The following is a 25,821-nucleotide window of genomic DNA, read 5'->3' as shown; positions in this document are numbered from 1 at the left end:
CGGCGATACGGGCACAGTCTCTCCGGCCGTCGCTTGACAATAGCCGAAGGCTGCGCGACGCCAGACAAGGTGTGGCAACGGGTTGGCAAGGCAGCAGTGGCAAAGACCCTGAACATCGTCTCACGGTCGCGTCTGGGCGGTTGCCCGGCGTCGGGACGAGTATAGTGATCAAGCCGCGCTCGCGCCGCGGCGGCGGCCGCCCGACCATCGCCGACGTCGCCCGCAAGGCCGGCGTCGGCGCCATTACCGTATCGCGCGCCTTGCGTGAGCCGGGGCGTGTCTCGGAAGATCTGCGCCGCCAGATCGAGTCTGCGGTGAACGAGCTCGGCTATGTGCCCGACCCGAACGCGCGGGCGCTGGCTTCGGCGCGCGCCGAGGTGTTTGGCGTCCTGGTACCGTCGCTTACCAACAACGTCTTTGCCGAAGTGGTGCGCGGCATCTACGACAGCCTGTCGGACGGCCCTTTCCGCATCCAGCTCGGCAACACCCACTATTCCGGCCTCGAGGAAGAGCGGCTGCTGCAGGTGTTTGGCCCGCAACGCCCGGCCGCGCTGATCGTGGCCGGCATCGACCAGACGCCGGCCTCGCGAAAACTGCTGGAAACGGCAGGCTGTCCGGTGGTGCAGGTGATGGAGACCGGGCCCGATCCGGTCGACATGATGGTCGGTTTCTCACATTTCGAGGGCGGCAAGGCGGCGGCGGAACATCTGATCGAGGCGGGCTATCGCCGGATCGGCTTCATCGGCGCGCGCATGGATCCGCGTTCGCAGCGGCGGCTTGCCGGCTATCGCGCGGCGATGGAGGCGGCCGGCCTGTTCGATCCGAGGCTCACGACCACGACGCCGGTGCCCTCCAGCGTGACACTCGGCCGCGAATTGTTCCGCGACGCGCTGGCCAAGGTGCCGAGCCTCGACGCGGTATTCTGCAACAATGACGATATCGCGCTTGGCGTGCTGTTCGAATGCCATCGCGCTTCGATCGCCGTGCCGAAGACGATCGGCATCGTCGGCTTCAACGATCTGGACATGATGGAGGTTGCTTTCCCGTCGGTCACCAGCGTTCGGACCTATCGCTACGAGATCGGCCGGCGGGCTGTCGCTATGGCGCTTGCGGCTATCGAGGGCAACAGGCCGGAGCAGCGGGTCGTCGACCTCGGCTTCGAACTCAAGCGACGTGAAAGCACGGCGCGCTGAAGCGAGCTCAACGCAATGTAAATGGCGCTTTACATAACGTCATGGTAGCGCTACCACTTTCCACGGTCGGAATTTCGCCTCGAAGAGCGGAGTCTGTTTATTATACATAAGCGACAGCTCATGCTTGTTTATTATGTATAATATGATAGTTTTTTGCGGGATTAGCCGGGCAATAAAGGAGGAAATCGGGTCGGCATTCGGCCACCTGAACGCGCAACGGGTAAGGCGGGAGGTGCCGGGCCGGGAACGCGCAAATTCATCGACGTAACAACAAACAAAACTGCAACTGGGAGGAATATTCGATGATCAAGTCACTCGTTGGCGGTATCGTTGCCGCCACTGCTTTTGTCATGCTGAGCTCGTCGGCGATCGCCGATCCTGAAATCGTCAAGGGGCCATCGGCCGAGCCTGAGTGCTTCGCGCCCTGGTCTGCCGATACGCAGTTCTTCAAGTTCCCCAAAAAAGACGGCCCATACCGCATCGCTCTGGCCAACGGCTACATCGCCAACACGTGGCGCATCCAGATGGTGCAGACGGCGAAGGCCTATGCAGCGCAGCCGGAGGTCGCAGCCAAGCTCAAGGAATTCAAGGTGGTCTCGACCGGCGAAGACGTGCCGGCCCAGATTTCGGCAATCAACAATTTCATCGATTCCGGCTATGACGCGATTGTCGTCAACGCTCAGAATCCGACCGCATTCGGCCCTGTCATCAAGCGGGCCAAGGAAGCCGGCGTCGTGCTGGTCGCTTTCGACAACATCCTCGACACCAAGGATGCCATCAACGTCAATGTCGACCAGAAAGGCCTTGGCGAATTGTGGGGCAACTGGCTGGTCAAGCACGTGCCGAACGGCGGCAAGGTGCTGGAAGTGCGCGGCGTCGCCGGCACGTCCGTCGACACCGACCGTCACAACGGCATCCACGAGGTTCTCGACGCGTCCGGCAAGAAGTGGGATGTCACCGAGGTCGTCGGCAAATGGGATGACGGCGTTGCGCAAAAGGCTTCGGCCGACGCCATTGCCACCAATGGTCCCTTCGACGGCGTTACCGGGCAGGGCGGCGATACCGGCATCGTGCAGGCGATGATCGATGCCAAGCATCCGTTCGTGCCGTTCGGCGGCGAGACGGAGAATGGCTTCCGCAAATTCTGCGCCAAGTTCGCCGCTGACGGCCTGAAATGCTCGTCGGCCGGTACCGGCCCGGCCCAGGTTGCGGTTGCCATCAAGACAGCGATTGCGGCACTTGAAGGCCAGGTCGTGCCGCAAGCGGTCAAGCTGCCGCTGGCGATCGTCGAGGATCCGAACTTCAAGGCAGGCCAGGATTACTTCCCCGACCAGTCCGACAATTTCTTCGTCGGCAATTCCTTCCCGACCTGCGGCATCAATTTCACGGCGCAGGAAATCATGGGCCAGAGCAAGGAAAACCAGTAAGCTCCAACAGCCCGACGCCGCGGGAAATCCCGCGGCGTCGGCGCTCGACATCCTGATTGCCAAGCGCCTGGGGAGGGCCGATGGACGGTGCGGTTCCGCTCTTCCGCATGGAAGGCATATCCAAGCGCTATGGCGGCGTGCGGGCGCTGGAAAAGGCCGAGCTGTCGGTCACTCCAGGCAGCATCCACGCCATTCTCGGCGAGAACGGCGCCGGCAAATCGACGCTGATCAAGGTCATGGCGGGGGTCGTCGCGCCCGACGAAGGCCGCATGATGCTGGACGGAAGCGAAGTGACCTTCGCTTCGCCGGCCGCCGCCAACCAGGCCGGCATCGTGTGCATCTTCCAGGAACTGTCGCTCGTCCCCGAACTCAGCGTGGCTGACAACATCGCCATTTCCGATCCGCCCAAGCGTTTCGGCATGATCGACCGCAAGGCACAGCGCCGCGTTGCGGAAGAAGCCCTGGCTCGCGCTGGCGCCTCCGATATCCATCCACTGGCGCTGGTCAAGGATCTTCCTCTTTCAAGAAGGCAGATGGTCGAGATCGCCAAGGCACTGGCGCGCAAGCCACGCATCCTGATCCTCGACGAGGCGACCTCGGCGCTGACCGCCGCTGACGTCGCCAGGGTTTTTGCCGTGTTGAAGCGGTTGCGTTCGGAAGGGCTGGCGCTGCTCTACATATCGCACCGCATGAACGAGATCGCCGAGCTGGCCGACCAGTGCACGGTGTTCCGCAATGGCCGCAATGTCGCCAGCTATGCGGCCGGCACCAAGAGCGACAATGAGGTCGTCGAACTGATGATCGGGCGCGAATACAGCCACATCTTTCCGCCCAAGCCCGCGCGGGCGGCTGCTGCAGCCACGCCGGCTCTCGAGGCGCGCAGCCTGTCATGGACTGATCGGCTGCACGATGTCTCGCTGTCGGTCGGGGCGGGCGAGGTGGTAGGGCTTGGCGGCCTCGACGGCCAGGGCCAGCGCGAATTGCTGCTCGCCTTCTTCGGTGTGCTGCGCGGCCTGTCGGGCCAAATCCTGATCGACGGCAGGCCGGTGGCGATCGCCAGCCCGGCCGCCGCGCGCGATGACCGGATCGGCATGGCGCTGATCCCGGAGGACCGCAAGACCGAAGGCTTGATGCTGCCGATGACGGTGCGCGAAAACCTCTCCTTCGCCGCCCTTGACCGGCTGTCCAGGGCCGGCATCATCGATCGCGCCGCCGAGCAGCGGCTGATCGACGACATGGTCGGTCTTCTGGCGATCAAGACGGCCGGCCTCGACATTCCGGTCGGCGCGCTGTCCGGCGGCAACCAGCAGAAGGTCGTCATCGCCAAATGGCTGATGCGGCAGCCGCGCATCATCCTGCTCAACGATCCGACACGCGGCATCGATGTCGGGACCAAGCAGGAGCTTTACCAATTGATGCGCAAGCTTGCCGACGGCGGCGCGGCAATCCTGTTCTATTCGACCGACTATGACGAGCTGATCGGCTGCTGCGACCGGGTGCTGGTGCTCTATGACGGCGCGGTAAAGCGTGAACTGGTCGGCGCCGAAATCACTGAGCGGGCGCTGATCGCCAGCGCGCTCAACATTCACGAAGAGATGCCAAAGCAAGGAGCGGACGCGTGAAGGATTGGCGCTACTGGCTTGCCGAACAGCGCGGAACGCTGCTGGCGTTCGGCATCTTCGTCGTCATGTTCGTCATCTACACCTCGAACCATCCGGCGGGCTTCACCGCCAACGTCGTACAGACGGCTTCGAACAAGGGCGTGCTGCTCGCCTTCGTCGCCATGGCGCAGACGCTGGTGGTGATCACCGCCGGCATCGACCTCTCCGTCGGCATGATCTTCACGCTGACCAACTGCCTGGCGTCGTGGCTGGTCGTCGGCACCGGCATCGAGACCGCCTTCGGCGTCATCGCCGTGCTCGGCACCGGGCTGCTGTGCGGGGCAATCAACGGCGCCATCGTTATCTATGGGCGCCTGCAGCCGATCGTCGCCACCATCGCCACCGGCGCGGTCTATTTCGGCATCGCGCTGCTGCTGCGGCCGTTTCCGGGCGGCTCGGTCAATGAGGGGCTCGCCGACGCGCTGACCGGGCGCCTGTTTGGTATTGTGCCGGCGAGCCTGGTGGCGCTGGTGGCGGTCGTGCTTGTCGTCTGGGTGCCGTTCAGCCGGTCGGTGCTCGGCCGCGCCGCTTATGCAGCCGGCTCCTCGGAGATGGCGGCCTACATGTCCGGCGTGCCGATCCGGCGTGGAAAGTTCGCCGCCTATGCGCTTGCCGGGCTGCTTGCCGCGATCGGCGGGCTGTTCCTGACGTTCTTCACCTATACCGGCGATGCGGCCTATGCGAGCGGCAACGCCTACACGCTGTTTTCAATCGCCGCGGTCGTGCTCGGCGGCGTGTCGCTGTTCGGCGGCAAGGGCAGCGCCATCGGCGCGATCTTCGGCGCGCTCGCCTTCCGCACCATCGGCGACCTGCTGTTCGTCTTCGATTTCGATCCGCTCTGGCAGCCGCTGTTCCAGGGCGTGATCCTGCTGATCGCGGTCAGCCTCGGCGCCTTCGCCCTGTTTCGGGTCCGCAACCGGCTGGAGTGGTTCCTGTGAGCGAAACGACTGTAAGTGGTCTCGCCGGCCGCATGCCGAAATTCCTTCGCCGCGCCGACCCGGCGGTGCTGACGGCGTTCGCTTGTATCGTGCTGCTGCTGTTGCTCGGCAGCCTCTATTCGCGCAGCTTCCTGTCGCCTGAATACCTGCTGCAGCAGCTCAAGGTGGCCTCGTTTCTCGGCGTCATCGCCACCGGCATGATGCTGGTCATCCTGCTCGGCCAGATCGACCTGTCGGTGCCATGGTCGGTGGCGGTCGGCGCCATGATGGCCTGTGCCGCAGCCGCGTACGGCCCTGTCGGCGTGGCGCTTGCCATTCCGTTCGGCATCTTCTGCGGTGTCCTGATCGGCATCGTCAACGGCATTGGCGTCGCCTATCTGCGCATTCCCTCGATGATCATCACGCTCGCCACCAACGCGGTCGCGCAGGGGCTGATGGTGGTCTATACGGGCGGTTTCTCGCCGCAGGATTCGGCAACCGGTGCGATGCGCTATCTGGCGACCGGCTTTGCCGTTCCTGGCGTGCCGAACGCAGTTCTCATCTGGGCGCTGATCGGCGCCGCAATGGTGTTCGTGCTGACCCGCACCGGCTTCGGCCGCACTGTCTACGGCATCGGCAACCGCGAGCGTGCCGCCTATCTTTCCGGCATCGACACACGGCGCGTGGTGATGATCGCCTTTGCGGTTTCCGGTGGGCTCTCGGCCTTCGGCGGCGTGCTGTTGGCCGGCTATGCCTCCAAGGCGGCACAGTCGATGGGCGATGCCTATCTGCTGCCGTCGATCGCCGCCGTGGTGCTCGGCGGCACCTCGATCCTCGGCGGGCGGGGCTCCTATCTCGGTACCGTCGCCGGCGTCATCCTGATCACGCTCCTGCAATCAATTCTCTCCGTCATGCAGATGCCGGAGGCGGGGCGGCAGATCATCTACGGCGTCGTCATCGTCGCTATGCTGCTGCTCTATGGCCGCGCGCCGGCAAGCCGCTGACCTGCATGACCGGGAACGACGTGTCATATAAGCCGGCGAGCACTGTTCGAACGATACCCGCCATCGTGGTGATGGGCGTTGCCGGATGCGGCAAGTCGGTCGTCGGCGACGCGCTTGCAGCAGCATTGGGCGCCCTCTTTATCGAAGGCGACAGGCTGCATCCGCCCGAAAACGTCGCGCGCATGGCGAGCGGACAACCGCTTACCGACGCGCTGCGCGAGGGCTGGCTCGACGCGATCGGCCAGCGCATGGCCGCCTCGATCGCAAGCGGGCAAGGTGTGGTCGCTGCCTGCTCGGCGCTGAAGCGCAGCTATCGCGATCGCCTGCGCGGCTTTTGCCCGGATATCGTTTTCGTCTATTTGGAGATCGACCCGGCAACGGCGATGCGGCGCGTCGGCAATCGCAAGGGCCACTTCATGCCGGCAAGCCTGGTCGACAGCCAGTTCGCCACGCTGGAGGCGCCAGCGACGGACGAGGCGGCAATAACCTTGGATGGCACGCGTCCGGTCGCCGACATCGTCGCGACTGCCTTGAGCTTGCTGGCACGCTAGTTTAGCGCCTCGTTCAGTCCTGCAACTTTGGAGATTGGCTGTCATCCCTGGATTTCGCCAATCACAATGGTGAAGAGCGTAGAACTCGACGCGTGTGCTTGCATCGCTCTATGCCTCATCGCCATCGTCGAGCAAGCGGGTGGCGCGCCAGCGGGTGAGCACGATGTTGGTCTGTTCGATGACGAAGAAGCGCGCGGAATCGCGGTCATAGCCTTCGGCCAGCAGCTTTTCGTAGTCGGTGTGCATATGGCGGATGTGGGCTATTGTCGCCAGCCATACGGCAATGCTCGGCGGCAAGGTCTTCATATGCACGGCGCCGGCATCGGCACGGATCTTTTCCATGTCGGCATAGGGCGCCAGCGGCAGGAGCGCTGTCAGCGCCTTGGCGATAGCGCGGCGGCGGCCGGTCGGGGCGCTCACTGCTCATCCGGTCTGGGTGACTCGTCCCGCCCGGCCATGGTCGCCTCGGCGAAGGCATCGGTCGAAGCGAAATAAGGCTTGATGTCGATGACCGGCGTGCCGTCGAGCACGTCGATGGCGTCGAGATCGATGCGGCCGATATCGATGTCGACGGCAACCAGCCTGGCGACATGCAGCCCAATTGGGTTCGGCCGGGCAGGGGAGCGCAGCGAAAAGACGCCCTTCGGTTCAACTGCATGGCGGGGTTTCTGGACAATCAGTTGCCGCGGCGCATGGTGCAGCCAGGACAGGATGATCACGTGGCTGGCGCGTTCCAGCCCAAGCAGGCCATCCCGGTAGAGCGGGTCGATGACCAAGTGCGCTGGCTGTCCCGTCTCCCGCGCGGCCCTCATGTTTTTGGGGCAAGTCTCCCGTGTCGTCCAAGGCGAAGCGATGCGGCCGATGAAGACGACATGGCCATCCGGCGGCATCGTTTCCGGGTCGGTTTCCAGAAGCTTTTCGCCGCTGCGCGTTTCGAACATGGTTCTCGCCTCGATGCTTGCGGCTTTGCGCGATCCGCCACGCATGCGTCATTTTCTTGTCCGGAAGCGACATAGCGCTTGCAAGCCTATCAAAATCGACATAAACATATGTTTATATCTTTTTCAAAGAGAATGCTCGCATGCATGTCGCTCTCGACACGATGGTAGATACATTGAAGGCGGCGGCCGAATCCAGCCGGCTGCGCATATTGGCACTGCTGTCGCGCGGCGACCTGACCGTTTCCGATCTCACCGAAATCCTCGGCCAGTCGCAGCCGCGCGTCTCGCGCCACTTGAAATTGCTGCTGGAGGCCGGGTTGATCGGCCGCTACCAGGAGGGTTCGTGGGCCTTCTTCCGGCTTTCGGATTCCGACACGTCGCGCGATTTCGTGCTCAGGCTGGTCTCCGGCATCCGCGGCGCCGATCCGCAGGTCGAGCGTGATCTCGAACGGCTGGCCGCGGTCAAGCGCAAGCGGCAGGACCGGGCTGCCGAATATTTCTCGGTAAACGCCGCAAGCTGGGACCATATCCGCTCGCTGCACGTGCCGGACCGCGCGGTCGAAGCAGCACTCGTCAAGCTCGTCGGCAAGCGGCCGTTTCAGTCGATGCTCGATCTCGGCACCGGCACCGGACGGCTGCTCGAGATATTTTCGCCGCTCTATCGGCGCGGTGTCGGCATCGATATGTCGCGCGAGATGCTGACGGTGGCGCGCGCCAATCTCGACAAGGCCGGCGTTTCGAATGCGCAGGTGCGGCAGGGCGATATTTTTGCGCCGCCGGTCGAACGCGACGCCTTCGATCTCGTTACCATCCATCAGGTGCTGCATTATCTCGACGATCCTGCCCGCGCCATCCGCGAGGCGGCACGGCTGTTGCGCCCAGCCGGCCGGCTGGTGATCGTCGATTTCGCGCCGCACACGCTGGAGTTTTTGCGCGACGAGCACGCGCATATGCGTCTCGGCTTCTCCGACCGGCAAATCGGCGACTGGTTTTCCGAGGCTGGCCTCGACCTCGAGGACAGCCAGGAATTCGAGCCGCGCGGCGGCAACGAGGCCAAGCTCACCGTCAAACTCTGGCTCGGCCGCGATCGGCGCATGCTGATTGCCGAGCCTTCCAACGACAGACAACCGGCCAATGCGTATCCGATAGGGGAAACCGCCTGATGAACCAGTTCCGCTTCTCCCGCCGCCCCGACATCGGCGACAAGGTCAGGGTTTCGTTCGAGTTCTTTCCGCCGAAAAACGACGAGATGGAAGCAAGGCTGTGGGATACGGTCACCCGGCTGGAGCCGCTCAAGCCCAAATTCGTCTCCGTCACTTATGGCGCCGGTGGTTCGACCCGCGAGCGCACGGCCCGCACCGTCAAGCGCATCCTCAACGAAACGACGCTGACTCCGGCGGCGCACATGACTTGCGTCGATGCGGCGCGTCACGAGGTCGATGCGGTGATCCGAGAGTTCGCCGATATGGGCGTCAAGCGTTTCGTCGCCCTGCGCGGCGATCCGGCCGAGGGCGTCGGCGCGGCCTACCGGCCTCATCCGGAAGGCTATGCCAATGGCGCCGAGCTGGTCGACGCGTTGAAGGGCGCCGGCGATTTCGACATATCGGTCTCGGCCTATCCGGAAAAGCATCCGGAAAGCCCGGATTTCGCCACCGACTTCGACATGCTGAAGCGCAAGGCCGACAATGGAGCGACGCGGGCGATCACCCAGTTCTTCTTCGACAACGATCTTTATGAACGCTATGTCGAGCGGGCACGGCGGGCCGGCATCTACATACCGATCGTGCCGGGCATATTGCCGGTGCACAATTTCACCCAGGTCGCCAACTTCTCGGCGCGTTGCGGCGCCTTGGTGCCGGCATGGCTGGCCGAGCGCTTCGATGGGCTGCAGAACGACCCGCAAACGCATGCGCTGGTGGCGTCCGCGGTTGCGGCCGAGCAGGTGCTGGACCTTGTCGAGCGCGGCGTCGGCGATTTCCACTTCTACACGATGAACCGGGCCGATCTGGTCTTTGCCATCTGCCACATGATCGGCATCAGGTCGCACGAAGTCGAGGCAGCTGGATCGGCCGCGGCGTAAAGCGAAATGTCAAAGATCGGGGGAATGCAAAAGGCCGGGCAAAATGCCCGGCCCTTTCAATGGTTTGTAGTATTCGGTGCTGGTCTTCCCCCGCTTAGCGGCCTTATGGAAGGACGCCCATAATGAGGGCGCCGATGAATGCAAACGCAGCACAAATCATCAATGCGTTGATCGGCCTCGTCAGTCCCATGTCATAGCCTCCTCTTAAAGAGCTATGGCGAGAGTCTAGGGTCATTTGTGCCACAGGCAAGCAGAAACTTTGCTGCAATGCGACGAGATTGTGGAATTTGCGACCTGCCGTTTGCCGTTAGGCATTGAAACTCTTTGTCAAAAGCTGGCCCGGGACCTGTGAATAATTTGTGGCAAAGCCGGGGCAGTAACGAGAATGGCAGCGCTACCGCGCCAGAAATCGGATTCGATTTTCGGACCGACTGAAGGTTCGGAGCGTCGGAGCGTCCTTTGCATGTCCAGCCGGGTGCTGCACGCTATACGAATGCGATGGGGCAACCAGCAGCGCGTTGTGAGGATAGCCGGGACTTGCATATCCTGCCAATTGGCAGTATATTGTCTGCCAAGTGATGGAGGTTGGAATGAGTGTCGCTTATGCGGTTCGCGATCCTGCAAATCAGGCTTTGCCGGCAAATCTGGCGGATGCCTCGGCACGGGCGCGGCTCACGCCAGCGGCTGTTGCCGGCATCGTCAGGCTCGCAGACATCTGGCATCTGACCAGCACCGAGATCTGCACCTTGATCGGCGACGTATCGGAGAGAACCTGGTTCCGCATGAAGAAAGGCGAGTGGGAGGGCGTTCTCTCCCAGGATTCGCTGACACGCATCAGCGCCCTGATCGGCATCTTCAAGGGACTGCGGCTTCTGTTTTCCGAAGCGCTTGCCGATGAATGGGTGCGGTTGCCGAACAAAGGACCTCTGTATGGTGGCCGGCGCCCCCTGGACGTGATGATCGAGGGCGGCATTCCGAAGCTGCTGCAGGTTCGCCAACACATCGACGCTTTGCGTGGCGGACTTTGAATGCAGATCCCGCCGCGCGCTGACATTTCCCAGCGCGACACGATCCGGCTGATTTCGACAGGCAGGCTCAAGGAGCCGGTCCTGATGCCGTTGGCCCGGAATCATGGAGATCTGGAGGATCTTGCGGAGCTTGAAGGAGCCACCAGCGGCCGTCTTCAGGCGCAGCAAGGGGGATTGCCCGACCTCGATCCGCGCGAACTGGTTTTCGGGAGGCCGGGCTACACCTTCATCAATGCGGCGTTCGCTTACACCCGTCCGGGCGGCAATCGTTTCAACGATGATGCCAGGGGGGTGTGGTACTGTGCGTTCGATGCGGAAACCGCGCTCGGCGAGGTCTCGTTTCATCTGACGCGCGAGCTTGCCGCGATCGAACGGTTCGAAAACGTTACCGACTATGCGGAGCTCGTTGCCGACTTCATAGGCTCGTTTCACGATCTGCGCGGCGCTGAGTTCAGCAAGGACCCGGTGCTCGATCCGGATACTGCCTTAGCCTATCCTGCCGGTCAGGCGCTGGCGAAGCAACTCCGCAAGCAAGACGCCGCGACCGGTTTTGTCTATCCTTCCGTGAGACATGTTGGCGGGACCTGCCTCGCCGCCTTCCATCCCGATCTCGTTCAGAATCTCCGGCAAGGCGGTCTCTGGCGTCTGGAATGGCAGGGTTCATCTGTTCCGGCGATCACGCCCATATAGCGCAGCATCGGAAGCGACAACTTCGCTGCGCCATCTCTAACGCCGCCCGAACAGGCGACCGTCGATGGTGACGAGACCGAGCGCGATCAGCGCCATGCCGCCGAGTTCGAACAGTTCGAGCCGCTCGCCCAGGAACAGAAAGCCGAGCAGGATGGCACTGGCTGGCACGATGAGCGTGACCAGGGAGGCGTTGGTGGCGCCGGCAGAAGCGACGAGGTTGAAATAGAGGATATAGGCGAAGGCCGTCGACAGCAGAGCCAGTGCCAGCACCGCCGCCCACACCGGCGGCGAGGCCGAAAACAGATTGGCCGGGCCATGGCTAAGCAGCACGACCGGAACCATGATGATGGTCGAGCAGGTCAATTGTCCGGTGGCAATGACCGGTGACGGCACACCCTTGAAGCGGCGGGCCATCATCAGAGCAATCGCATAAGATACCGACGCTCCGATGAGCGCGAATTTCGCCCAGACCGGGCCGCCGAGCCCGGCAATCAGCGCGGGACCGATCATCACCGCTGTCCCCGCGATACCGAGGGCGATGCCAGCAAGCTTGTTCCACGACAGTTTTTCGTCGCTGGTCAGCGCGTTGGCGAGGATCAGCGTCCAGAACGGCGTCGTCGAATTGAGAACGGAAGCGACACCGGCGCCAAGCTCGGTCTGGCCGGCAAAGATCAGCGAGAAAGGGATGACATTGTTGGCGAGCGCCAACAGGAAGAACAGGCCGATATGTGGGAAGGCGAGGCGAAAGGACGGGCCGCGGACCGCAAGATAGAGCTGCAACGCGATCGCCGCGATGGTGACGCGGAACAGCACCAGCACCAGCGGCGGAAGTTCCGACACCGCAATGCGGGCAAAGAAGAACGAACCGCCCCAGATGGCGCCGAGCAGCAGAAGCTGCGCCCAGTCTTTGAGCACCATCGGCCCGCGCATCGTGGTGGTGGCAGCTATCGCCATTGGCCGTCCTCCCAGACGAGATGCTCTTCAGGCGTCTGTTCACGCCATACCCGATCCGGCCGCAAGGGCCACCGAAACCTGAGCGATGGCCTAGTTCGCTCATAACCGGCGTGCAGAACCGGAATAGCGCGGCGAAGTCAGGGCGGCGAGACATGGAATTGTTTTCATTAGCCGCTAGCTTGGATTAATTGTGCGCAGCCTCAGTCAAGGGATTCGTCCATGCAGCGATTCGAAAATGCCCGCGAGGCAGCGCTGGCGCTTCGCCCGGACGATCCGATCTATTGCTTCCGCCCGCAGGTGCTGAAGGCGGACGCCAAGCAGTTCATGGGCATGTTTCCCGGCAAGACCGCCTATGCGGTCAAGACCAATGGCGAGCAGATCGTGCTCAACGCGCTGGTCGAGGCCGGCGTCAGCGCCTTCGATGTGGCCTCGCCCGGCGAATTCGCCGCCGTGCGCGCCGTCTCGCCCGACGCCGAGATGCTCTACATGCACCCGGTGAAGGCGCAGTCGGACATCAGGCTGGCGCTGGAGAAATACGCCATCCGCGTCATTTCGCTCGACCATGAGGACGAGATCACCAAGCTGACCAGGGTGGTGCGGGCGCTCGACATCGATCCGGGCGCGATTACCGTGTTCGTGCGCATCCAGACGAAAGGCTCGGCGGCCTACGAACTGTCGAAGAAGTTCGGCGCCGGACCGGCCAATGCGGTGGAACTCGCCGAACGGCTGAACCGAACCGGCTACAAGGTCGGGCTGTGCTTTCACGTCGGCAGCCAGATCGAGGATCCCGACACCTATGAGCGGGCGCTGGCCTCGGCCGACTGGGTGCGCAACCGCGTCGGTTTCGACATTGCCGGGCTCGATGTCGGCGGCGGCTTTCCGGCCGAATATGGCCATGACCCGAACAGCCGCAAGCCGGAGATGCCGTCGCTCGGCCAGATCATGTCGCGATTATCAGGCGACCTCCAAGAGTACCAATTCGACCAGATGCCGCTGGTGGCCGAGCCCGGCCGAGTGATCGTGGCGCGCTGCCTGTCGCTGATCGTGCGCGTGCTGCTGCGCAAGGGCAAAAGGCTCTACATCAATGACGGCATCTGGGCGTCGCTGTCGGATTCATGGACCGGCAAGATCACGCTGCCGGCACGCTTCATCCCCGATCCGGCGATCCGCTCGCGCAATGGCGAGGACAAGACCATCGTGCCGTTCAAGGTCTGTGGCGCGACCTGCGATTCCGTCGACATATTGTCGCGGCCGTTCTGGCTGCCCGAAACCGTCGATACCGGCGATTGGATCGAGATCGGCCATATCGGCGCCTACTCGCTGTCGCTCAGGACACGGTTCAACGGCTTCTATCCCGACACCTTCGTCGAGGTGGCAACGCCATTCGACGAAGGCGACGCGCCGCAAGGGTTCGCCAGCCTCGAGACGATGGCGGATTAGTGAATAGTGAATAGTGAATAGTAGTAGCTCTTGTGCTCTGCGCGGCTCAGGTGTTGTTCTTTTCACCATTCACCATTCACCATTCACCATTCACCATTCACCATTCACCATTCACCATTCACCATTCAGTCAGGCTACTCCGCCGCCGGCCTGGATGTTCTCGCCGGTCAGCCAGCGAGCTTCGTCGGAAGCCAGGAAAACCGCGACATCGGCGACGTCGCGCGGTGCTCCGATCCGGCCGAAGGGCGACATGCCGGCGGCCACGGCGCGGTCCCGGTCGGGAAGCAGGTCGGTGTCGGTGAAGCCTGGCGAAAGCGCATTCACGGTAACGGCGCGCGGGCCGAGTTCGCGCGAGAGGACGCGGACGAACTGCTCGACGGCTCCCTTACTGCCGAGATAAAGCGCCGTGTGCGTGAAGAACATCTTCTTTCCACCGGTGGAGACGGCAATGATGCGGCCACCGTCGCGAACGCGGCGCGCCGCTTCCTGAAGCGTGAAGAAGGTGCCCTTGGCATTGGCCCCGAACACATGATCGAAGTCCGCTTCGGTGGCCTCGACGAGCGGCTTTATGACGGCGACGCCGACATTGGCTACGACGATGTCAATCGGCCCCATCTGCCGTTCGGTTTCGTCGAACAACTTGCGAATGTCGGGGATGCTGGAGACGTCCGCCTGGATGGCGACGGCTTTTCCGCCAATCCCTTCAATGGCGGCAACGACTTCCCTGGCTGCTTTCTCGTTGCCGACATAGTTGACGACCACGGCAGCACCCTTGGCCGCGAGCCCCTCGGCGATGGCGCGTCCGATGCCGCGCGAGCTGCCGGTCACAAGTGCGGTCTTGCCTTCGAGTGGACGATGCATGGCTGTTCCTTCGTCTGGCTACGGCCGCCTCGATCGAGCGGCGTTCCGGGGAAAAGCTAGGGGCATGCTATTGCTCAGAGAATAGCCTATTATCTAACTGACTTGTTAAGCCTGAGGTACATAATGCGAGGAAGCGAGTTTTCCGAACTCACGGCATTTGCAGCAATCATCGAAGAGGGAAGCTTTGTCCGCGCCGCGGCCAAGCTCAGGATTTCGCCTCCAGCACTCAGCCAGACGATACGTGGGCTGGAAGAGCGTCTCGGTGTCCGCCTGCTTAACCGCACCACGCGCAGCATGTCGCCGACCGCTGAGGGCGAGAAGCTGTTTGCCCGCATCGCACCGGCATTCGGCGAACTGGAAGGCGCCGTCGCGGACGCGCATGCATCACGCGGCCGGCCAGCAGGCTCGCTGCGCATCAATGTTCCGCGCATCGCCGCCACGCGTTTCATCGCGCCGATCCTCGGCGATTTCCGCCGCGCCTATCCCGATATCGCCCTCACAATCATTGTCGACGACATGCTCACCGACATCGTCGAGGGCCGCTTCGATGCTGGAATCAGACTGGGTGAGCGGCTGCACAAGGATATGGTGGCTGTGAAGCTCAGCGAGGAGCTCGAGATGGCTGCAGTGGCGGCGCCGAGGTATCTGCAGCATCACCCGATACCCCGTCACCCCGCGGACCTGCATCAGCACCAGTGCATCAATTTCCAGTGGCCGAGCGGCGGCAATCTCTACCGGTGGGAGTTCGCCCGAGGCCAACGTGCCCTGGAAGTGGCCGTCAGCGGTGGCCTGACGGTCAACGATACGGACCTGATGATCGGGGCGGTTCTGGATGGGGTCGGCGTGGCGTACATGCTGGAATACCAGGTCCGGCCGTGGATCGAAGCGGGAAAGCTCATCCGCTTTCTCGAAGCCTGGTCGCCGAGATTTCCGGGTTTTTATCTATATCACGCAAGTTCCCGGCAGGTTCCCGCGCCGCTGCGAGCCTTCATCGATTTCTTGCTTGCCAGGCGGTGATGTGAATAGTGAATAGTGAATAGTAGTAGCTCTGGTGTTCAGTGCGGCTCCGGTGCTATTCTTTTCACCATTCACCATTCACCATTCACCGCCCTCACAGCCCCGCCAGCAGCTCGAGCGTCGGCCAGCCGTCGACCGGCAGGCCCAGCCGCATCTGCTCCTTGCGGATCGCTTCGCGGGTGTTGGTGCCTAGAATGCCGTCGACGGTGCCGACGTCATAGCCTTTCGCCTCGAGCTTGGTCTGTAGCGCCTTCATCTGGTCGCCGTTGAGGCCGGGTTCCGGGTTGCGCGGATCGAATCGCGGCGCGCCCCCCAGCCGGGCGGCAAGATTTGCCGCGGTCAGGGCATAGGTGAAGGACTGGTTCCACTCGAGATAGACGTCGAAATTGTCGTAGGTCAGGAAGGCTGGCCCCTTGCGGCCCATGGGCAGCGCCAGGCCGGCCTTCAGGCCGTTGTCGAGAAGCGGCGTGCCGTCTGGCCTGGTAACGCCCCACTGGGTCCATTGCGTCAACGGCAGCTTGTTGGTGCGCCCCGTCTGCTCCCACGGCAAATCGTAGGGCACACGCACTTCCTCGATCCAAGGCTGGTCGCGCTTCCAGCCGCGCGACTGGATCTTGCTGGCCGTGCTCATGATCACATCGGGCGCGCTGCCGCGCAGGTCGACCAGGCCGTCGCCGTCGCCGTCGACGCCATGACCGAGATAGTCGGAAGGCAACATCTGCGTCTGGCCGATCTCGCCGGCCCAGGCACCGGTCACGTCGGCCGGCACCACGCCGCGATCGATCAGCATCAGCAGCGGCACGATCTGCGGCCGGAACAACTGCGGGCGGCGGCAGTCATGCGAGAGGCTCACCAGCGCGTTCAGCGTATGAAAATCGCCTTGCACGGCGCCAAAATCGGTTTCCAGGGCCCAGAAGGCGGCGATGACCGGCGCCTGGACGCCGTATTCGCGATCGGCGCGGGCAAAGACCTCGGCATATTTTTGCAGATTGGCCGCGCCTTGCTTCAGTCGGTGCGACGAGATCATGCGGTTCGAGAATTCGATGAAGGTCTGGGTGAAGACGCCCTGGGCGCGGTCGCGTGCCAGCGCCTTCTCATCGAGGGTGGCGTTTTCCAGCGCATCAAGGCCGGCAGCGCCGACGCCGGCCGCCCTGGCCTCCGCCGCCACGCCCTGCTTCCATGCCTCGAAATCGCCGCCGCATTGCTGTGCCGCGGCCGGCACGGCGGTCAGGAGCAGCGCCGCGAGAATTCCAAAGCGCGATCGCATCGCCATCCTTCCGAGAAGATTACCAGCGGTTGCGGGTATTCGTCATTGGCTGTGTCGAAAAGCAGGCGGCAGGCCTGGTGTCAACGGGTGTTCTGCCGCAACCACTTCTTCCAGGCGGCTTCGGAGCCGTTGAAGACGTTGATGTCGGCGTTTCCGGCCATGCCCGGCACGACGCCCGTTCCGGTATACTGCCAGAAGGTGAATGGATGGCTGCCGTATTTCTGGCGCGGGTGCCCGGCGACGGAGCGCAGCCAGTAGGGGTAGCCCCGGAAACCCGATAGACCATTATCTTCGAAGAAGTCGACCGACGTGTAGATGATCGGCTTCTTGCCGTAGTGTTTTTCGACGATTTTGAGGAATGTGCTCATCTCGCTGCGTACCGTGGCGGAATCTGGCCGCAGCTTGCAGGTCGGCGATTTCGGGTTCCATTCCATGTCGAGAACGGGCGGCATCGCCGAACTGTCTTTGGGCACGTTCTGGATGAACCAGCGCGCCTGGGTAGCGGCCGGCGTGCAAAAGTAGAAGAAATGATAGGCGGCACGGGGGATACCCGAGGCCTTCGTGCGGCTCCAATGCTCGTTGAAAGCTTCATCGAACCGGTCTCCGCCTTCGGTAGCCTTGATAAAGGCAAAGGAGATGCCGCTGGCCCTGGCCGCCGGCCAGTCGATCGATGTCTGGTATTTGGAGACGTCGGTGCCGTGGACGGCGTAGCTCCACGGTGCGCCGCTATCCCATTCATGCGGGTCGGAATCGGCAAAACGGGGCGCGCGTACCGCAACCGTCGGGGCGCTGGGCGACGACAGCGATGGCGTCAGATCATCGACCGTCGAGCAGGCACCAAGCAGCATCAGCGTGATGAGGACCGCGAAACGGCGCATCGCTACTTCCCGAGCCGGTTTCAGCCGGCCGCTGATGGGTCTTTCCGCGGGTGGCCCCTCGACCGGGCGCGACGCGTTTGAAACTGACTTACGCGAAGCGCCTGGATCTTCGTTTCATGCATTCCCAAACCGTTGCGCAGTTTGGGACACATGCATGCAAGCCCAGCCGGACGATCACCCCACAGAATCGCCCAGTCCCTCGTGATCGCCGATCATGGTTGATATTCGGTTGACGGCGCTCGACAAGAGCCGCGATTTTGCCGAAACAATGGCGGCAAATCGATGACATAGATCGCGCTCGGGGGGAATTCGAAAAAAATGCAGATCCTTCTGAAGTTCGTCAAATGGCTGCTGGGCCTGGCTGTGCTGGCCGCCGCGACACTCGCCGGCTGGCTGTATTTCGCGCCGCCGGAACTGATCCGCGTCGGTTCCGGCTATTCGGCCAAGATCGTCTGTTCGAACGTCTTCATCGCAGGGCGAGACGCCGACGACGTGCTCGCCGTCGATGTGCAGGCGCCGGGCCATCCGCTGCTGAAGCTGATGAGAGTGTCGGTGGACAAGGAGAAGGGAACGGTTTCGGCGGGCCTGTTCGGCGGGCTCGGCAAGAGTGTCGCGGTCGCCCGCGACGGGCTCGGCTGCGCCTCGGTTCCCGACAGCGATATTGCCGCCGCCAAGGCTGTCGCGGGAGTTGCACCGACGCCGGCGCCGCTGCCCGATGCGATCTGGCCGGAGGGCGACAAGGCCGATGCCTCGCAGGATCCCGAGGTCACGGCAATCCTCGACGATCCGGCATTGACCGGTGCTGGCATGCGGGCGGTGGTGGTGGTCAAGAACGGCCGCATCGTCGCAGAGCGCTATGGCGACGGCTTTTCCGAAAAGACCCCGCTACTGGGCTGGTCAATGACCAAGACGGTGAATGCGGCGATCGTCGGCACGCTGATGAAGGACGGCAAGCTGGCGATCACCAACCAGGGCCTGTTTCGACCCTGGCAAGCAGATGGCCGTGCCGTGATCAGCCTCGCCGACATGATGGCAATGTCGAGCGGACTGGAATTCAACGAGGATTATGGCGACGTCGCCGATGTGACGCGCATGCTCTATCTCGAACCGGACATGGCAGGCTTTGCCGGATCCAAGCCGCTGACCGGCGAGGTCGGCAAGGTGTTTTCCTATTCGAGCGGCACGGCGGTGATGCTGTCCCGATTGTGGCAGGACGCGATCGGCGACAAGGACAAGGCGTTGGCGTGGCCGAGGGTCGCGCTGTTCGATCCGCTCGGCATGCGGAGCGCGGTGCTAGAGGCCGACGAGCACGGCACCTTCGTCGGCTCGTCCTATCTCTATGCCACGGCACGCGACTGGGCGCGCTTCGGCCAATTCCTGCTGCAGGGTGGCGTCTGGAACGGCAAGGCGATCCTGCCCGCCGGCTTCGTCGACTGGATGCGGGAACCGGCAACTGCCTCGAAGGTCTACGGCAAGGGGCAATTATGGATCGAAGGGCCGGGCGACGAGGAAAATCCCGGCGCCGGCATTGCCGCCGGCCTGCCCAAGGACACCTACTGGATGGAGGGGCATGATGGGCAAACGGTCGCCATCATTCCCTCCGAGCAGCTGGTTGTGGTGCGGCTCGGGCTGACGCCGGCCAGGCTCGGCTACCGGCCGCAGGTAATGGTGGCGGCGCTGGTCAAGGCGCTGCATTAGGCTGTATCGATATTCAGGTGATACCGGCCTGCAAACGGCGGTTTCCTGCGCTTCCGGCCTTCGCCGGCCAAAGCACTCATAAGCGGTCGTGGCAGTTAAGGCTACGGCCGGCGTAGGCCGGTGCTCACGTACCCAAAAGTACGCCCCGCGCCGGTTCTCGGAGCCCACCGTTTTCGACTCGGCCTGACCTGAATCTCAACACACCCTGGCTATCGACCTAGGCCGATCACAGCGAGCCACGCATAGCCGCGATAAAGCGCTTGGAAACGGAAGCTTGCACCGGTTCTTGCAGATTCCGAATCCAGAACCGCGCGCAGCGATTGACGTGGCTCGACATGGAATTTTTTCAGCCAGCCGCGCAGCAGCGTGCGGAACCAGCGGGGCAGGGCCTCCTGCTGGCCGAAATCGACGATATGCAGCGAGCCGCCAGATGACAGGGCAGCAAGAGCCGCGGATACCGTCTTCTCCCAGCCGGGGATCATCGACAGCGAATACGAGACAAAGACGCGGTCGAAATTTTCGACGCCGAACAGCGCCTTTGCGTCGAAATCCGTGGCATCGCCGCGCGCCAGCGTGACGCGGCCGGAGAGGCCTTCGCGGGCAAGGGCGGCGGTGGCCGTCTCCAGCATCTCGGCCGAAACATCGAGGCCGAAGAAGCGCGCGCCGGGATAGCGGCGGGCGGCAAGGATGATGTTGCGGCCGGTGCCGCAGCCGAGCTCGAGCACGGTGCCGCCGGCCGGCACATCCAGGCCGGCGATAAGCCGGTCGCGACCGAGCAAATAATATTTGCGGGTCAGGTCGTAGATATGACGCTGCCAGCGGTAAACGCCGTCCATCAGCTCGGCATGGCTGGCCGGCAACTCGGTCGTGCTCATGCGCCCTGCTTCACGTAGAGATGAAAGCCGCCATAGATCGCCGAGCGGTCGCGCGCCGAAAACTCGCGCGAGGCGTCGTTCTCGTAGCGCCACTGGTCGAGCAGCGAATTCGAGACGCGGCCGGGCAGCAGGCTGGGTTCCGCTGCGGTGCGGAAGATGACGCGGGCGCCGGTGGAGGCGGTTCGGGTGATCTCGGCCCACAACCCGTTGAGCTGGTCGTCGGTCATCCAGTCCTGTGCATCGAGCAGCACGAAGCGATCCACCGAGCCCGCATCCTTGCCGGCAAGGAACTCGATCAGATTGGCGTGGTGGATGGCCACGCGATCGACATTGTTGCGGATCGTCTGGTAGTTGCGCTTTTCGAGATAGGCGGGCAGGGCGGCCTCGCCGGGATTGGGATAGCGGCGGGCAAAAGCCTGCCAGGCGAAATAATTGGTCTTCAGCGGAAAATCGCAGGCGAGCTTTTCCAACCGCGCCTTCAGCACGCTGGCCATGGTGCCGTCGCCCGAGGTGATCAGCGAATCGTACTGGGCCGGCGGAATGCCGAGGCCGAACAGCGAAGCCTTTCGCGATGTCGCCCATTTCAGCAGCGGTTTTTCGAACACAGGCGCCAGCTCTTCGTCGAAGAAGCGGCGCTGATCGGCGATGCTCTTGGCGTCCATGATGTCGGCCGGTTCGACGCCGAAGAATTTTGCGGTGCGATGGCCCATGGCGATGAACAGGCCAAGCAGGCCGGTCTGGTAGAAATTGCGGTCGAAGACAGCGATGCGGCGACGGCCGCGCCAGTTGCGGCGCTCCCAATAATGGCGGCTGACCGGGTCGAGATGCGGTGCGATGAAGCGGTCGTAGGCCTGCGAATTGTGCCCGGTCTCAGCCGCGCCGAAGAAACGGAACAGGTCGCCCTGCGACGGCAGGTGACGGACGGCTTCGAGCTTCATGCGGTTCAGCGCGATATGGGCGGCGTTGAGGTCGACGGCATCGATCCTTTCCGGCGACCGGGTGAGATAGGCGAGGATGTTGCAGCCGCCCGACGCGATGGTGACGATGCGGTGGCCCTTGCCGAGTTGCATCGCGTCCATGTCGACTTCGGGATCTTCCCAGATCTGCGGATAGACAAGGCCGGAGAACAGGAAGGCGAACAAGCGCTCGGAGATGCCGGCTTTCGACAGCGGGCGGTTCTGGTAGACGGCCTTGCCGACTTCCTTGCCGCGGCGAAAAACCAGTTCTCCAGAAATGTCCGTCATGGCAAGGCGATTCCCCGTTTGCTTTGCCGCAAGCGGGTAGCGCAGGGTCATGACAGGCCGGTGACAGCCTGTTGACGCGAGTTCAGGCCTTGCCAAATCCACCAGGCGTCGGCGTCGTCACGATGACTGCCTCGCCGGCGTCGAGGATGGTCTGATCGCAGGCCTTCAGGACCTCGACGCGGCCATCCTTGCGGCGGATCTTGGTCGAGCCAACCTCGCCATCGCCGCCGCCGTCCAGGCCTTGCGGCGGGCGGTTGCGATGCGAGGACAGGATCGCGCATTCCATTTTTTCGAGGAAGCGGATGGTGCGCTTGGTGCCGTCGCCGGCATTCCATTTGCCTTTGCCGCCGGAACCTTCGCGGATATGGAAATCTTCGAGCAATACCGGGAAACGCAGTTCCAGCACTTCCGGATCGGTCAGGCGCGAATTGGTCATATGGGTGTGGACGCCGGAGGTGCCGGCAAAACCGCGGCCGTCGTTCATCCGGCCGGCCGGCGAGCCCGAGCAGATCGTCTCGTAATACTGGTACTGCTTGTTGCCGAAGGTGAGATTGTTCATCGTGCCCTGCGCGTTGGCCATCGCCCCCATCGCCCCGAACAGCGCGTTGGTGACGTGCTGCGAGGTCTCGACATTACCGGCGACGACTGCCGCGGGATAGGCGGGTTTCAGCATCGAGCCGTCGGGGATGATGATATTGATCGGCCGCAGGCACCCAGCATTCATCGGGATGTTGTCTTCGACCATGACGCGGAAGGCATAAAGCACCGCGGCACGGGCGACCGGCTCCGGCGCATTGAAATTGTTCTTCATAACCGGCGACGTGCCGGTGAAGTCGACGGTCGCTTCGCGCTTTTGCCGGTCGATCGATATCTTCACCTTGATCATTTGGCCGGTGTCGGTCGGATATTCGTATTCGGAACTGTCGGGCAGCCGTTCCAGAACACGGCGCACGCTTTCGGCGGCATTGTCCTGGACATGGCCCATATAGGCTTCGACCACAGCGAGGCCGAAATGCGCGACCATCTTGCGCAGCTCGGCGACGCCCTTCTCGTTCGCGGCGATCTGCGCCTTGAGGTCGGCGATGTTCTGGTGCGGATTGCGTGCCGGGTAGGGATGGTCGGTGAGCAGCGTCTCCACGTCCTTTTCGCGGAACCGGCCACGATCGACAATGCGGAAATTGTCGAACAGCACGCCTTCCTCGTCGACGGTTGTGGCAAGCGGCGTCATCGAGCCGGGCGCGGTGCCGCCGATATCGGCATGGTGGCCACGCGAGGCGACGTAGAAGAGGATCTCCTCCCCCCTCGAGGGGGAGGTGGCGGCGAAGCCGCCGGAGGGGGTCGTTGCGGCAGTGCTCGACGCACTTGTGGTGCGTTCTGAGAGGACCCCACCCGGCCGCTTCGCGGCCACCCTCCCCTCGAGGGGGAGGGAAAACACCGGCGTCACCACGGTGATATCAGGCAGATGCGTGCCGCCATTGTAAGGGGCGTTCAGGGCAAAGACGTCGCCGGGGTGAATATCGCCGGAATTGAGCCGGATGATGGTCTCCACCGAGCGGTCCATCGAGCCGAGATGCACCGGCATATGCGGCGCGTTGGCGACCAGCGCGCCATTCCGGTCGAAAACGGCACAGGAGAAGTCGAGCCGCTCCTTGATATTGACCGAATAGGCGGTGTTCTGCAGCGTTACGCCCATCTGCTCGGCGATCGACATGAACAGATTGTTGAAGACCTCCAGCATCACCGGATCGGCTTCGGTGCCGAGTGCGGCCTGCCGGTGCTTCTTCTCGATGCGGCGCATCAGTATATGGTCCTTGGCGGTGATCTCGGCCTGCCAGCCGGGCTCGACGACGATGGTCTGGTTCGGCTCGATGATCAAAGCGGGGCCGGCGATCTTGTTACCGGGCTTCAGCGTTTCGCGAGGGAAGATGCCAGCGTCGCGCCAGATGCCGTCGACGAAAATTTTCCGCGTCCCGGAAGGACTTGCGGCCTTGTGTTCAAGAAATGAATCGCTTTCGTCGCGGCCGGTGCTGCCGGTATCGGTACCTTCGACGCCGACCGATTCGACGATCATCGGCTTGTCGTCATAGACGAAGCCGAACTGCGCCTTGTGCGCCAGTTCGAAGTCCGCCTTGGCCTCAGCAATCGAGCCGTGCCCAAAGTTCACAGGCAGCGCGGTATCGGTGCCGTCATAGCGGATCTGCAGCACCGGCTTCGAGGCGACCGCGTCTTCGGTGATGCCTTGCGCGGCGAGTTCGTCGATGACGGCTTTGCGCAGCGTTGCGATGAGCTCGTTGATCGCCGGCCCGGAATCGTCCGCCAGCGGCTTCAGCAGCGCCTGCTGGCGTGACGCAAACACCGAGGACAGGCCGATTCCGTATGCCGAGAGCAGGCCGGAAAAGGGATGGATCAGCACAGCCTCCATGCCGAGCGCATCGGCGACGAGGCAAGCGTGCTGGCCGCCGGCGCCGCCGAAACAATTCAGCAGGTATTCGGTGACGTCGTAGCCGCGCTGCACCGAAATCTTCTTGATGGCATTGGCCATGTTTTCGACGGCGATGGTGACGAACCCTTCGGCAACGGCTTCCGGCGAGCGGCCGTCGCCGATTTCGGCGGCAAGTGCGGTGAATTTCTCGCGAACTGTCCGCACGTCGAGCGGTTCGTCCTGGCCCGGCCCAAAAATGGCCGGAAAGAAGTCGGGCTGCAGCTTTCCCAGCATGACATTGGCGTCGGTGACCGCAAGCGGACCGCCGCGCCGGTAGGCGGCCGGGCCGGGATTGGCGCCGGCCGAATCCGGCCCGGCGCGAAAGCGGCCGGCCTCATAGTGCAGGATCGAGCCGCCGCCGGCGGCGACGGTGTGGATGCGCATCATCGGCGCGCGGATGCGCACGCCGGCGACCTCGGTGTCGAAGGCGCGCTCGTAGTCGCCATCATAGTGGGCGACATCGGTGGAGGTGCCGCCCATGTCGAAGCCGATGACTTTGCCGAAACCGGCGAGTTTTGCCGTCTCGACCATGCCGACGACGCCGCCGGCCGGGCCGGACAACAGCGCATCCTTGCCCTGGAACATGTCGGCGGCGGTGAGGCCGCCCGACGACATCATGAACATAAGGCGGGGGGATTGGCCAATCTCCCCCGTTGTGGGGGAGATGCCCGGCAGGGCAGAGGGGGGCGTGACAGACTGAGATGTTGGCGGGACAGCGCCCCCCTCTGTCGGCTTCGCCGACATCTCCCCCACAAGGGGGGAGATTGGCGCGGCACCCAGTTCCGCCGCAACGCTTTGCACATACCTTGCCAGGATCGGCGACAGATACGCGTCGACCACCGTGGTGTCGCCGCGGCCGACCAGCTTGATCAGCGGCGAGACCTCGTGGCTGACCGAGACCTGCGAGAATCCGAGTTTTCGACAGACTTTGGCGACCGCCTTTTCGTGATCGGGATGTTTCCAGGCATGCATGAAGACGATCGCGACCGCATCGATACCGTCAGCCTTGGCCTGTTCGATGGCAGGACGCACGGAGGCGATGTCGAGCAGGCGTTCGACACGACCGTCGGCGCGCACGCGTTCGTCTATCTCGATGACGTGCTCGTAGAGCTGTTCGGGAAGGATGATCTGCTTGGCAAAGATATCGGGCCTGGCCTGATAGGCAATCCTCAGCGCATCGCGGAAGCCCTTGGTGATGAGCAGCAGCACGCGGTCGCCCTTGCGCTCGAGAAGCGCATTGGTGGCGACCGTGGTGCCCATTTTGACGTCGCCGATCAGAGCGGAGGGGATTGGGGCGCCGGGCTGGACGCCGAGCAGTTCGCGAATGCCCTGGAGGGCAGCGTCGGCATAGGCTTCGGGATTTTCCGAAAGGAGTTTCCTGGGATGCAGCCCGCCTTCCGGGTCCCGGCCGATGATGTCGGTGAAGGTACCGCCGCGGTCGATCCAGAAATCCCATCTTGCGGTCATGGCAGCGCCTCCGGCATTTTCATTTTACGCATCCTGTTAGTGCTCAACGCTTTGTACGGCCAAGCGCTTGATGTTACACGCGGAAACGCAACGTTACGAAACTCATCATGACCTGATGCATTGTGTCCTCGATCGTCACCGGTAAC

22 protein-coding genes are annotated in these 25,821 nt (G+C 63.1%); 13 read left to right on the top strand and 9 right to left on the bottom strand.

All coding sequences use genetic code 11. From position 1 onward, the window contains the following. Positions 1 to 164 precede the first annotated feature (164 nt). From gntR to NKH01_RS16005, 6 genes are all read left to right on the top strand, one after another. The gene (gene gntR / locus NKH01_RS16030) at positions 165 to 1,193 is read left to right on the top strand and encodes an HTH-type transcriptional regulator GntR (RefSeq protein ID WP_352481561.1); all 1,029 of its coding nucleotides are present in this window, start codon (positions 165 to 167) and stop codon (positions 1,191 to 1,193) included. 302 nt (positions 1,194 to 1,495) lie between these two features. Continuing rightward, positions 1,496 to 2,620 (top strand): sugar ABC transporter substrate-binding protein, encoded by a 1,125-nt coding sequence (locus tag NKH01_RS16025; RefSeq protein ID WP_352481560.1) that lies wholly within the window; start codon positions 1,496 to 1,498, stop codon positions 2,618 to 2,620. Positions 2,621 to 2,700: 80 nt separating this feature from the next. Further along, the gene (locus NKH01_RS16020; RefSeq protein ID WP_353021073.1) at positions 2,701 to 4,242 is read left to right on the top strand and encodes a sugar ABC transporter ATP-binding protein; all 1,542 of its coding nucleotides are present in this window, start codon (positions 2,701 to 2,703) and stop codon (positions 4,240 to 4,242) included. Next, positions 4,239 to 5,219: an ABC transporter permease gene (locus NKH01_RS16015; RefSeq protein WP_023721232.1), complete on the top strand. Its 981-nt coding sequence runs from the start codon at positions 4,239 to 4,241 to the stop codon at positions 5,217 to 5,219. Before NKH01_RS16020 ends, NKH01_RS16015 begins: the two co-directional genes overlap by 4 nt. Next, the gene (locus NKH01_RS16010) at positions 5,216 to 6,202 is read left to right on the top strand and encodes an ABC transporter permease (RefSeq protein WP_023721231.1); all 987 of its coding nucleotides are present in this window, start codon (positions 5,216 to 5,218) and stop codon (positions 6,200 to 6,202) included. Before NKH01_RS16015 ends, NKH01_RS16010 begins: the two co-directional genes overlap by 4 nt. 5 nt (positions 6,203 to 6,207) lie before the next feature. Next, the gene (locus NKH01_RS16005) at positions 6,208 to 6,753 is read left to right on the top strand and encodes a gluconokinase (RefSeq protein WP_023721230.1); all 546 of its coding nucleotides are present in this window, start codon (positions 6,208 to 6,210) and stop codon (positions 6,751 to 6,753) included. Between the two features lie 108 nt (positions 6,754 to 6,861). On the opposite strand, the gene NKH01_RS16000 is transcribed toward NKH01_RS16005, so the two are convergent. Both NKH01_RS16000 and tsaA read right to left on the bottom strand, forming a co-directional pair. Then, positions 6,862 to 7,173, bottom strand: coding sequence for a DUF2293 domain-containing protein (locus tag NKH01_RS16000; protein WP_352481556.1), 312 nt, complete (start codon positions 7,171 to 7,173; stop codon positions 6,862 to 6,864). Next, a complete protein-coding gene (tsaA, locus tag NKH01_RS15995; protein ID WP_352998764.1) occupies positions 7,170 to 7,694 on the bottom strand; it encodes a tRNA (N6-threonylcarbamoyladenosine(37)-N6)-methyltransferase TrmO in 525 nt (174 codons plus the stop codon). Before tsaA ends, NKH01_RS16000 begins: the two co-directional genes overlap by 4 nt. A 140-nt stretch (positions 7,695 to 7,834) precedes the next feature. Between tsaA and NKH01_RS15990 the strand changes: the two genes are divergently transcribed. From NKH01_RS15990 to NKH01_RS15975, 4 genes are all read left to right on the top strand, one after another. Next, positions 7,835 to 8,857: an ArsR/SmtB family transcription factor gene (locus NKH01_RS15990; RefSeq protein WP_352917621.1), complete on the top strand. Its 1,023-nt coding sequence runs from the start codon at positions 7,835 to 7,837 to the stop codon at positions 8,855 to 8,857. After that, on the top strand, positions 8,857 to 9,774 hold the full coding sequence (metF, locus tag NKH01_RS15985) for a methylenetetrahydrofolate reductase [NAD(P)H] (protein ID WP_023676795.1): 918 nt from the start codon (positions 8,857 to 8,859) through the stop codon (positions 9,772 to 9,774). Before NKH01_RS15990 ends, metF begins: the two co-directional genes overlap by 1 nt. 590 nt (positions 9,775 to 10,364) lie before the next feature. Then, positions 10,365 to 10,802, top strand: coding sequence for an MbcA/ParS/Xre antitoxin family protein (locus NKH01_RS15980; RefSeq protein ID WP_023676794.1), 438 nt, complete (start codon positions 10,365 to 10,367; stop codon positions 10,800 to 10,802). Next, positions 10,803 to 11,492, top strand: coding sequence for an RES family NAD+ phosphorylase (locus NKH01_RS15975; RefSeq protein WP_352641190.1), 690 nt, complete (start codon positions 10,803 to 10,805; stop codon positions 11,490 to 11,492). It begins immediately after the preceding gene. Positions 11,493 to 11,528: 36 nt separating this feature from the next. Here NKH01_RS15975 and NKH01_RS15970 read toward each other — a convergent pair whose 3' ends face one another. Next, positions 11,529 to 12,446, bottom strand: a complete 918-nt coding sequence (locus NKH01_RS15970; RefSeq protein ID WP_353021067.1) for a DMT family transporter — start codon at positions 12,444 to 12,446, stop codon at positions 11,529 to 11,531. A gap of 219 nt (positions 12,447 to 12,665) precedes the next feature. On the opposite strand from NKH01_RS15970, the gene NKH01_RS15965 reads away from it, so the two are divergent. Further along, the gene (locus tag NKH01_RS15965; protein ID WP_023721223.1) at positions 12,666 to 13,886 is read left to right on the top strand and encodes an alanine racemase; all 1,221 of its coding nucleotides are present in this window, start codon (positions 12,666 to 12,668) and stop codon (positions 13,884 to 13,886) included. A gap of 129 nt (positions 13,887 to 14,015) precedes the next feature. Here NKH01_RS15965 and NKH01_RS15960 read toward each other — a convergent pair whose 3' ends face one another. Continuing rightward, complete coding sequence (locus NKH01_RS15960; RefSeq protein ID WP_353021064.1) at positions 14,016 to 14,747, bottom strand: SDR family oxidoreductase; 732 nt, start codon at positions 14,745 to 14,747, stop codon at positions 14,016 to 14,018. 123 nt (positions 14,748 to 14,870) lie between these two features. On the opposite strand from NKH01_RS15960, the gene NKH01_RS15955 reads away from it, so the two are divergent. Further along, positions 14,871 to 15,764, top strand: coding sequence for a LysR family transcriptional regulator (locus tag NKH01_RS15955; protein ID WP_023721221.1), 894 nt, complete (start codon positions 14,871 to 14,873; stop codon positions 15,762 to 15,764). Between the two features lie 94 nt (positions 15,765 to 15,858). On the opposite strand, the gene NKH01_RS15950 is transcribed toward NKH01_RS15955, so the two are convergent. Both NKH01_RS15950 and NKH01_RS15945 read right to left on the bottom strand, forming a co-directional pair. Beyond that, on the bottom strand, positions 15,859 to 17,031 hold the full coding sequence (locus tag NKH01_RS15950) for a lytic murein transglycosylase (RefSeq protein WP_353021062.1): 1,173 nt from the start codon (positions 17,029 to 17,031) through the stop codon (positions 15,859 to 15,861). Positions 17,032 to 17,111: 80 nt separating this feature from the next. Further along, positions 17,112 to 17,909, bottom strand: coding sequence for a glycoside hydrolase family 25 protein (locus NKH01_RS15945; protein WP_352815712.1), 798 nt, complete (start codon positions 17,907 to 17,909; stop codon positions 17,112 to 17,114). Positions 17,910 to 18,227: 318 nt separating this feature from the next. Here NKH01_RS15945 and NKH01_RS15940 point away from each other — a divergent pair, with 318 nt between their 5' ends. Then, positions 18,228 to 19,607: a serine hydrolase domain-containing protein gene (locus NKH01_RS15940; protein ID WP_353021060.1), complete on the top strand. Its 1,380-nt coding sequence runs from the start codon at positions 18,228 to 18,230 to the stop codon at positions 19,605 to 19,607. 209 nt (positions 19,608 to 19,816) lie between these two features. On the opposite strand, the gene NKH01_RS15935 is transcribed toward NKH01_RS15940, so the two are convergent. The 3 genes from NKH01_RS15935 to NKH01_RS15925 are packed head-to-tail and all read right to left on the bottom strand — an operon-like array spanning position 19,817 to position 25,675. Then, positions 19,817 to 20,482, bottom strand: coding sequence for a class I SAM-dependent methyltransferase (locus tag NKH01_RS15935; protein ID WP_353021058.1), 666 nt, complete (start codon positions 20,480 to 20,482; stop codon positions 19,817 to 19,819). Then, complete coding sequence (locus tag NKH01_RS15930; protein ID WP_353021056.1) at positions 20,479 to 21,777, bottom strand: BtaA family protein; 1,299 nt, start codon at positions 21,775 to 21,777, stop codon at positions 20,479 to 20,481. The genes NKH01_RS15935 and NKH01_RS15930 overlap by 4 nt, the downstream gene beginning before the upstream one ends. Before the next feature lie 31 nt (positions 21,778 to 21,808). Continuing rightward, the gene (locus NKH01_RS15925; RefSeq protein ID WP_353021055.1) at positions 21,809 to 25,675 is read right to left on the bottom strand and encodes a hydantoinase B/oxoprolinase family protein; all 3,867 of its coding nucleotides are present in this window, start codon (positions 25,673 to 25,675) and stop codon (positions 21,809 to 21,811) included. Between the last annotated feature and the right edge of the window lie 146 nt (positions 25,676 to 25,821).

It is taken from the genome of Mesorhizobium sp. M1403 (assembly GCF_040317695.1).
In the GTDB taxonomy this organism is placed as follows: domain Bacteria; phylum Pseudomonadota; class Alphaproteobacteria; order Rhizobiales; family Rhizobiaceae; genus Mesorhizobium.
This window is presented reverse-complemented; position numbering and strand designations above follow the sequence as displayed.

Coding starts and splice junctions, on each gene's coding strand:
- NKH01_RS16025 (WP_352481560.1), top strand. CDS start 1,496: ATGATCAAGTCACTCGTTGGCGGTATCGTTGCCGCCACTGCTTTTGTC.
- NKH01_RS16020 (WP_353021073.1), top strand. CDS start 2,701: ATGGACGGTGCGGTTCCGCTCTTCCGCATGGAAGGCATATCCAAGCGC.
- NKH01_RS16005 (WP_023721230.1), top strand. CDS start 6,208: ATGACCGGGAACGACGTGTCATATAAGCCGGCGAGCACTGTTCGAACG.
- tsaA (WP_352998764.1), bottom strand. CDS start 7,694: ATGTTCGAAACGCGCAGCGGCGAAAAGCTTCTGGAAACCGACCCGGAA.
- NKH01_RS15990 (WP_352917621.1), top strand. CDS start 7,835: ATGCATGTCGCTCTCGACACGATGGTAGATACATTGAAGGCGGCGGCC.
- metF (WP_023676795.1), top strand. CDS start 8,857: ATGAACCAGTTCCGCTTCTCCCGCCGCCCCGACATCGGCGACAAGGTC.
- NKH01_RS15980 (WP_023676794.1), top strand. CDS start 10,365: ATGAGTGTCGCTTATGCGGTTCGCGATCCTGCAAATCAGGCTTTGCCG.
- NKH01_RS15975 (WP_352641190.1), top strand. CDS start 10,803: ATGCAGATCCCGCCGCGCGCTGACATTTCCCAGCGCGACACGATCCGG.
- NKH01_RS15970 (WP_353021067.1), bottom strand. CDS start 12,446: ATGGCGATAGCTGCCACCACCACGATGCGCGGGCCGATGGTGCTCAAA.
- NKH01_RS15965 (WP_023721223.1), top strand. CDS start 12,666: ATGCAGCGATTCGAAAATGCCCGCGAGGCAGCGCTGGCGCTTCGCCCG.
- NKH01_RS15960 (WP_353021064.1), bottom strand. CDS start 14,747: ATGCATCGTCCACTCGAAGGCAAGACCGCACTTGTGACCGGCAGCTCG.
- NKH01_RS15955 (WP_023721221.1), top strand. CDS start 14,871: ATGCGAGGAAGCGAGTTTTCCGAACTCACGGCATTTGCAGCAATCATC.
- NKH01_RS15950 (WP_353021062.1), bottom strand. CDS start 17,031: ATGCGATCGCGCTTTGGAATTCTCGCGGCGCTGCTCCTGACCGCCGTG.
- NKH01_RS15945 (WP_352815712.1), bottom strand. CDS start 17,909: ATGCGCCGTTTCGCGGTCCTCATCACGCTGATGCTGCTTGGTGCCTGC.
- NKH01_RS15940 (WP_353021060.1), top strand. CDS start 18,228: ATGCAGATCCTTCTGAAGTTCGTCAAATGGCTGCTGGGCCTGGCTGTG.
- NKH01_RS15935 (WP_353021058.1), bottom strand. CDS start 20,482: ATGAGCACGACCGAGTTGCCGGCCAGCCATGCCGAGCTGATGGACGGC.
- NKH01_RS15930 (WP_353021056.1), bottom strand. CDS start 21,777: ATGACCCTGCGCTACCCGCTTGCGGCAAAGCAAACGGGGAATCGCCTT.
- NKH01_RS15925 (WP_353021055.1), bottom strand. CDS start 25,675: ATGACCGCAAGATGGGATTTCTGGATCGACCGCGGCGGTACCTTCACC.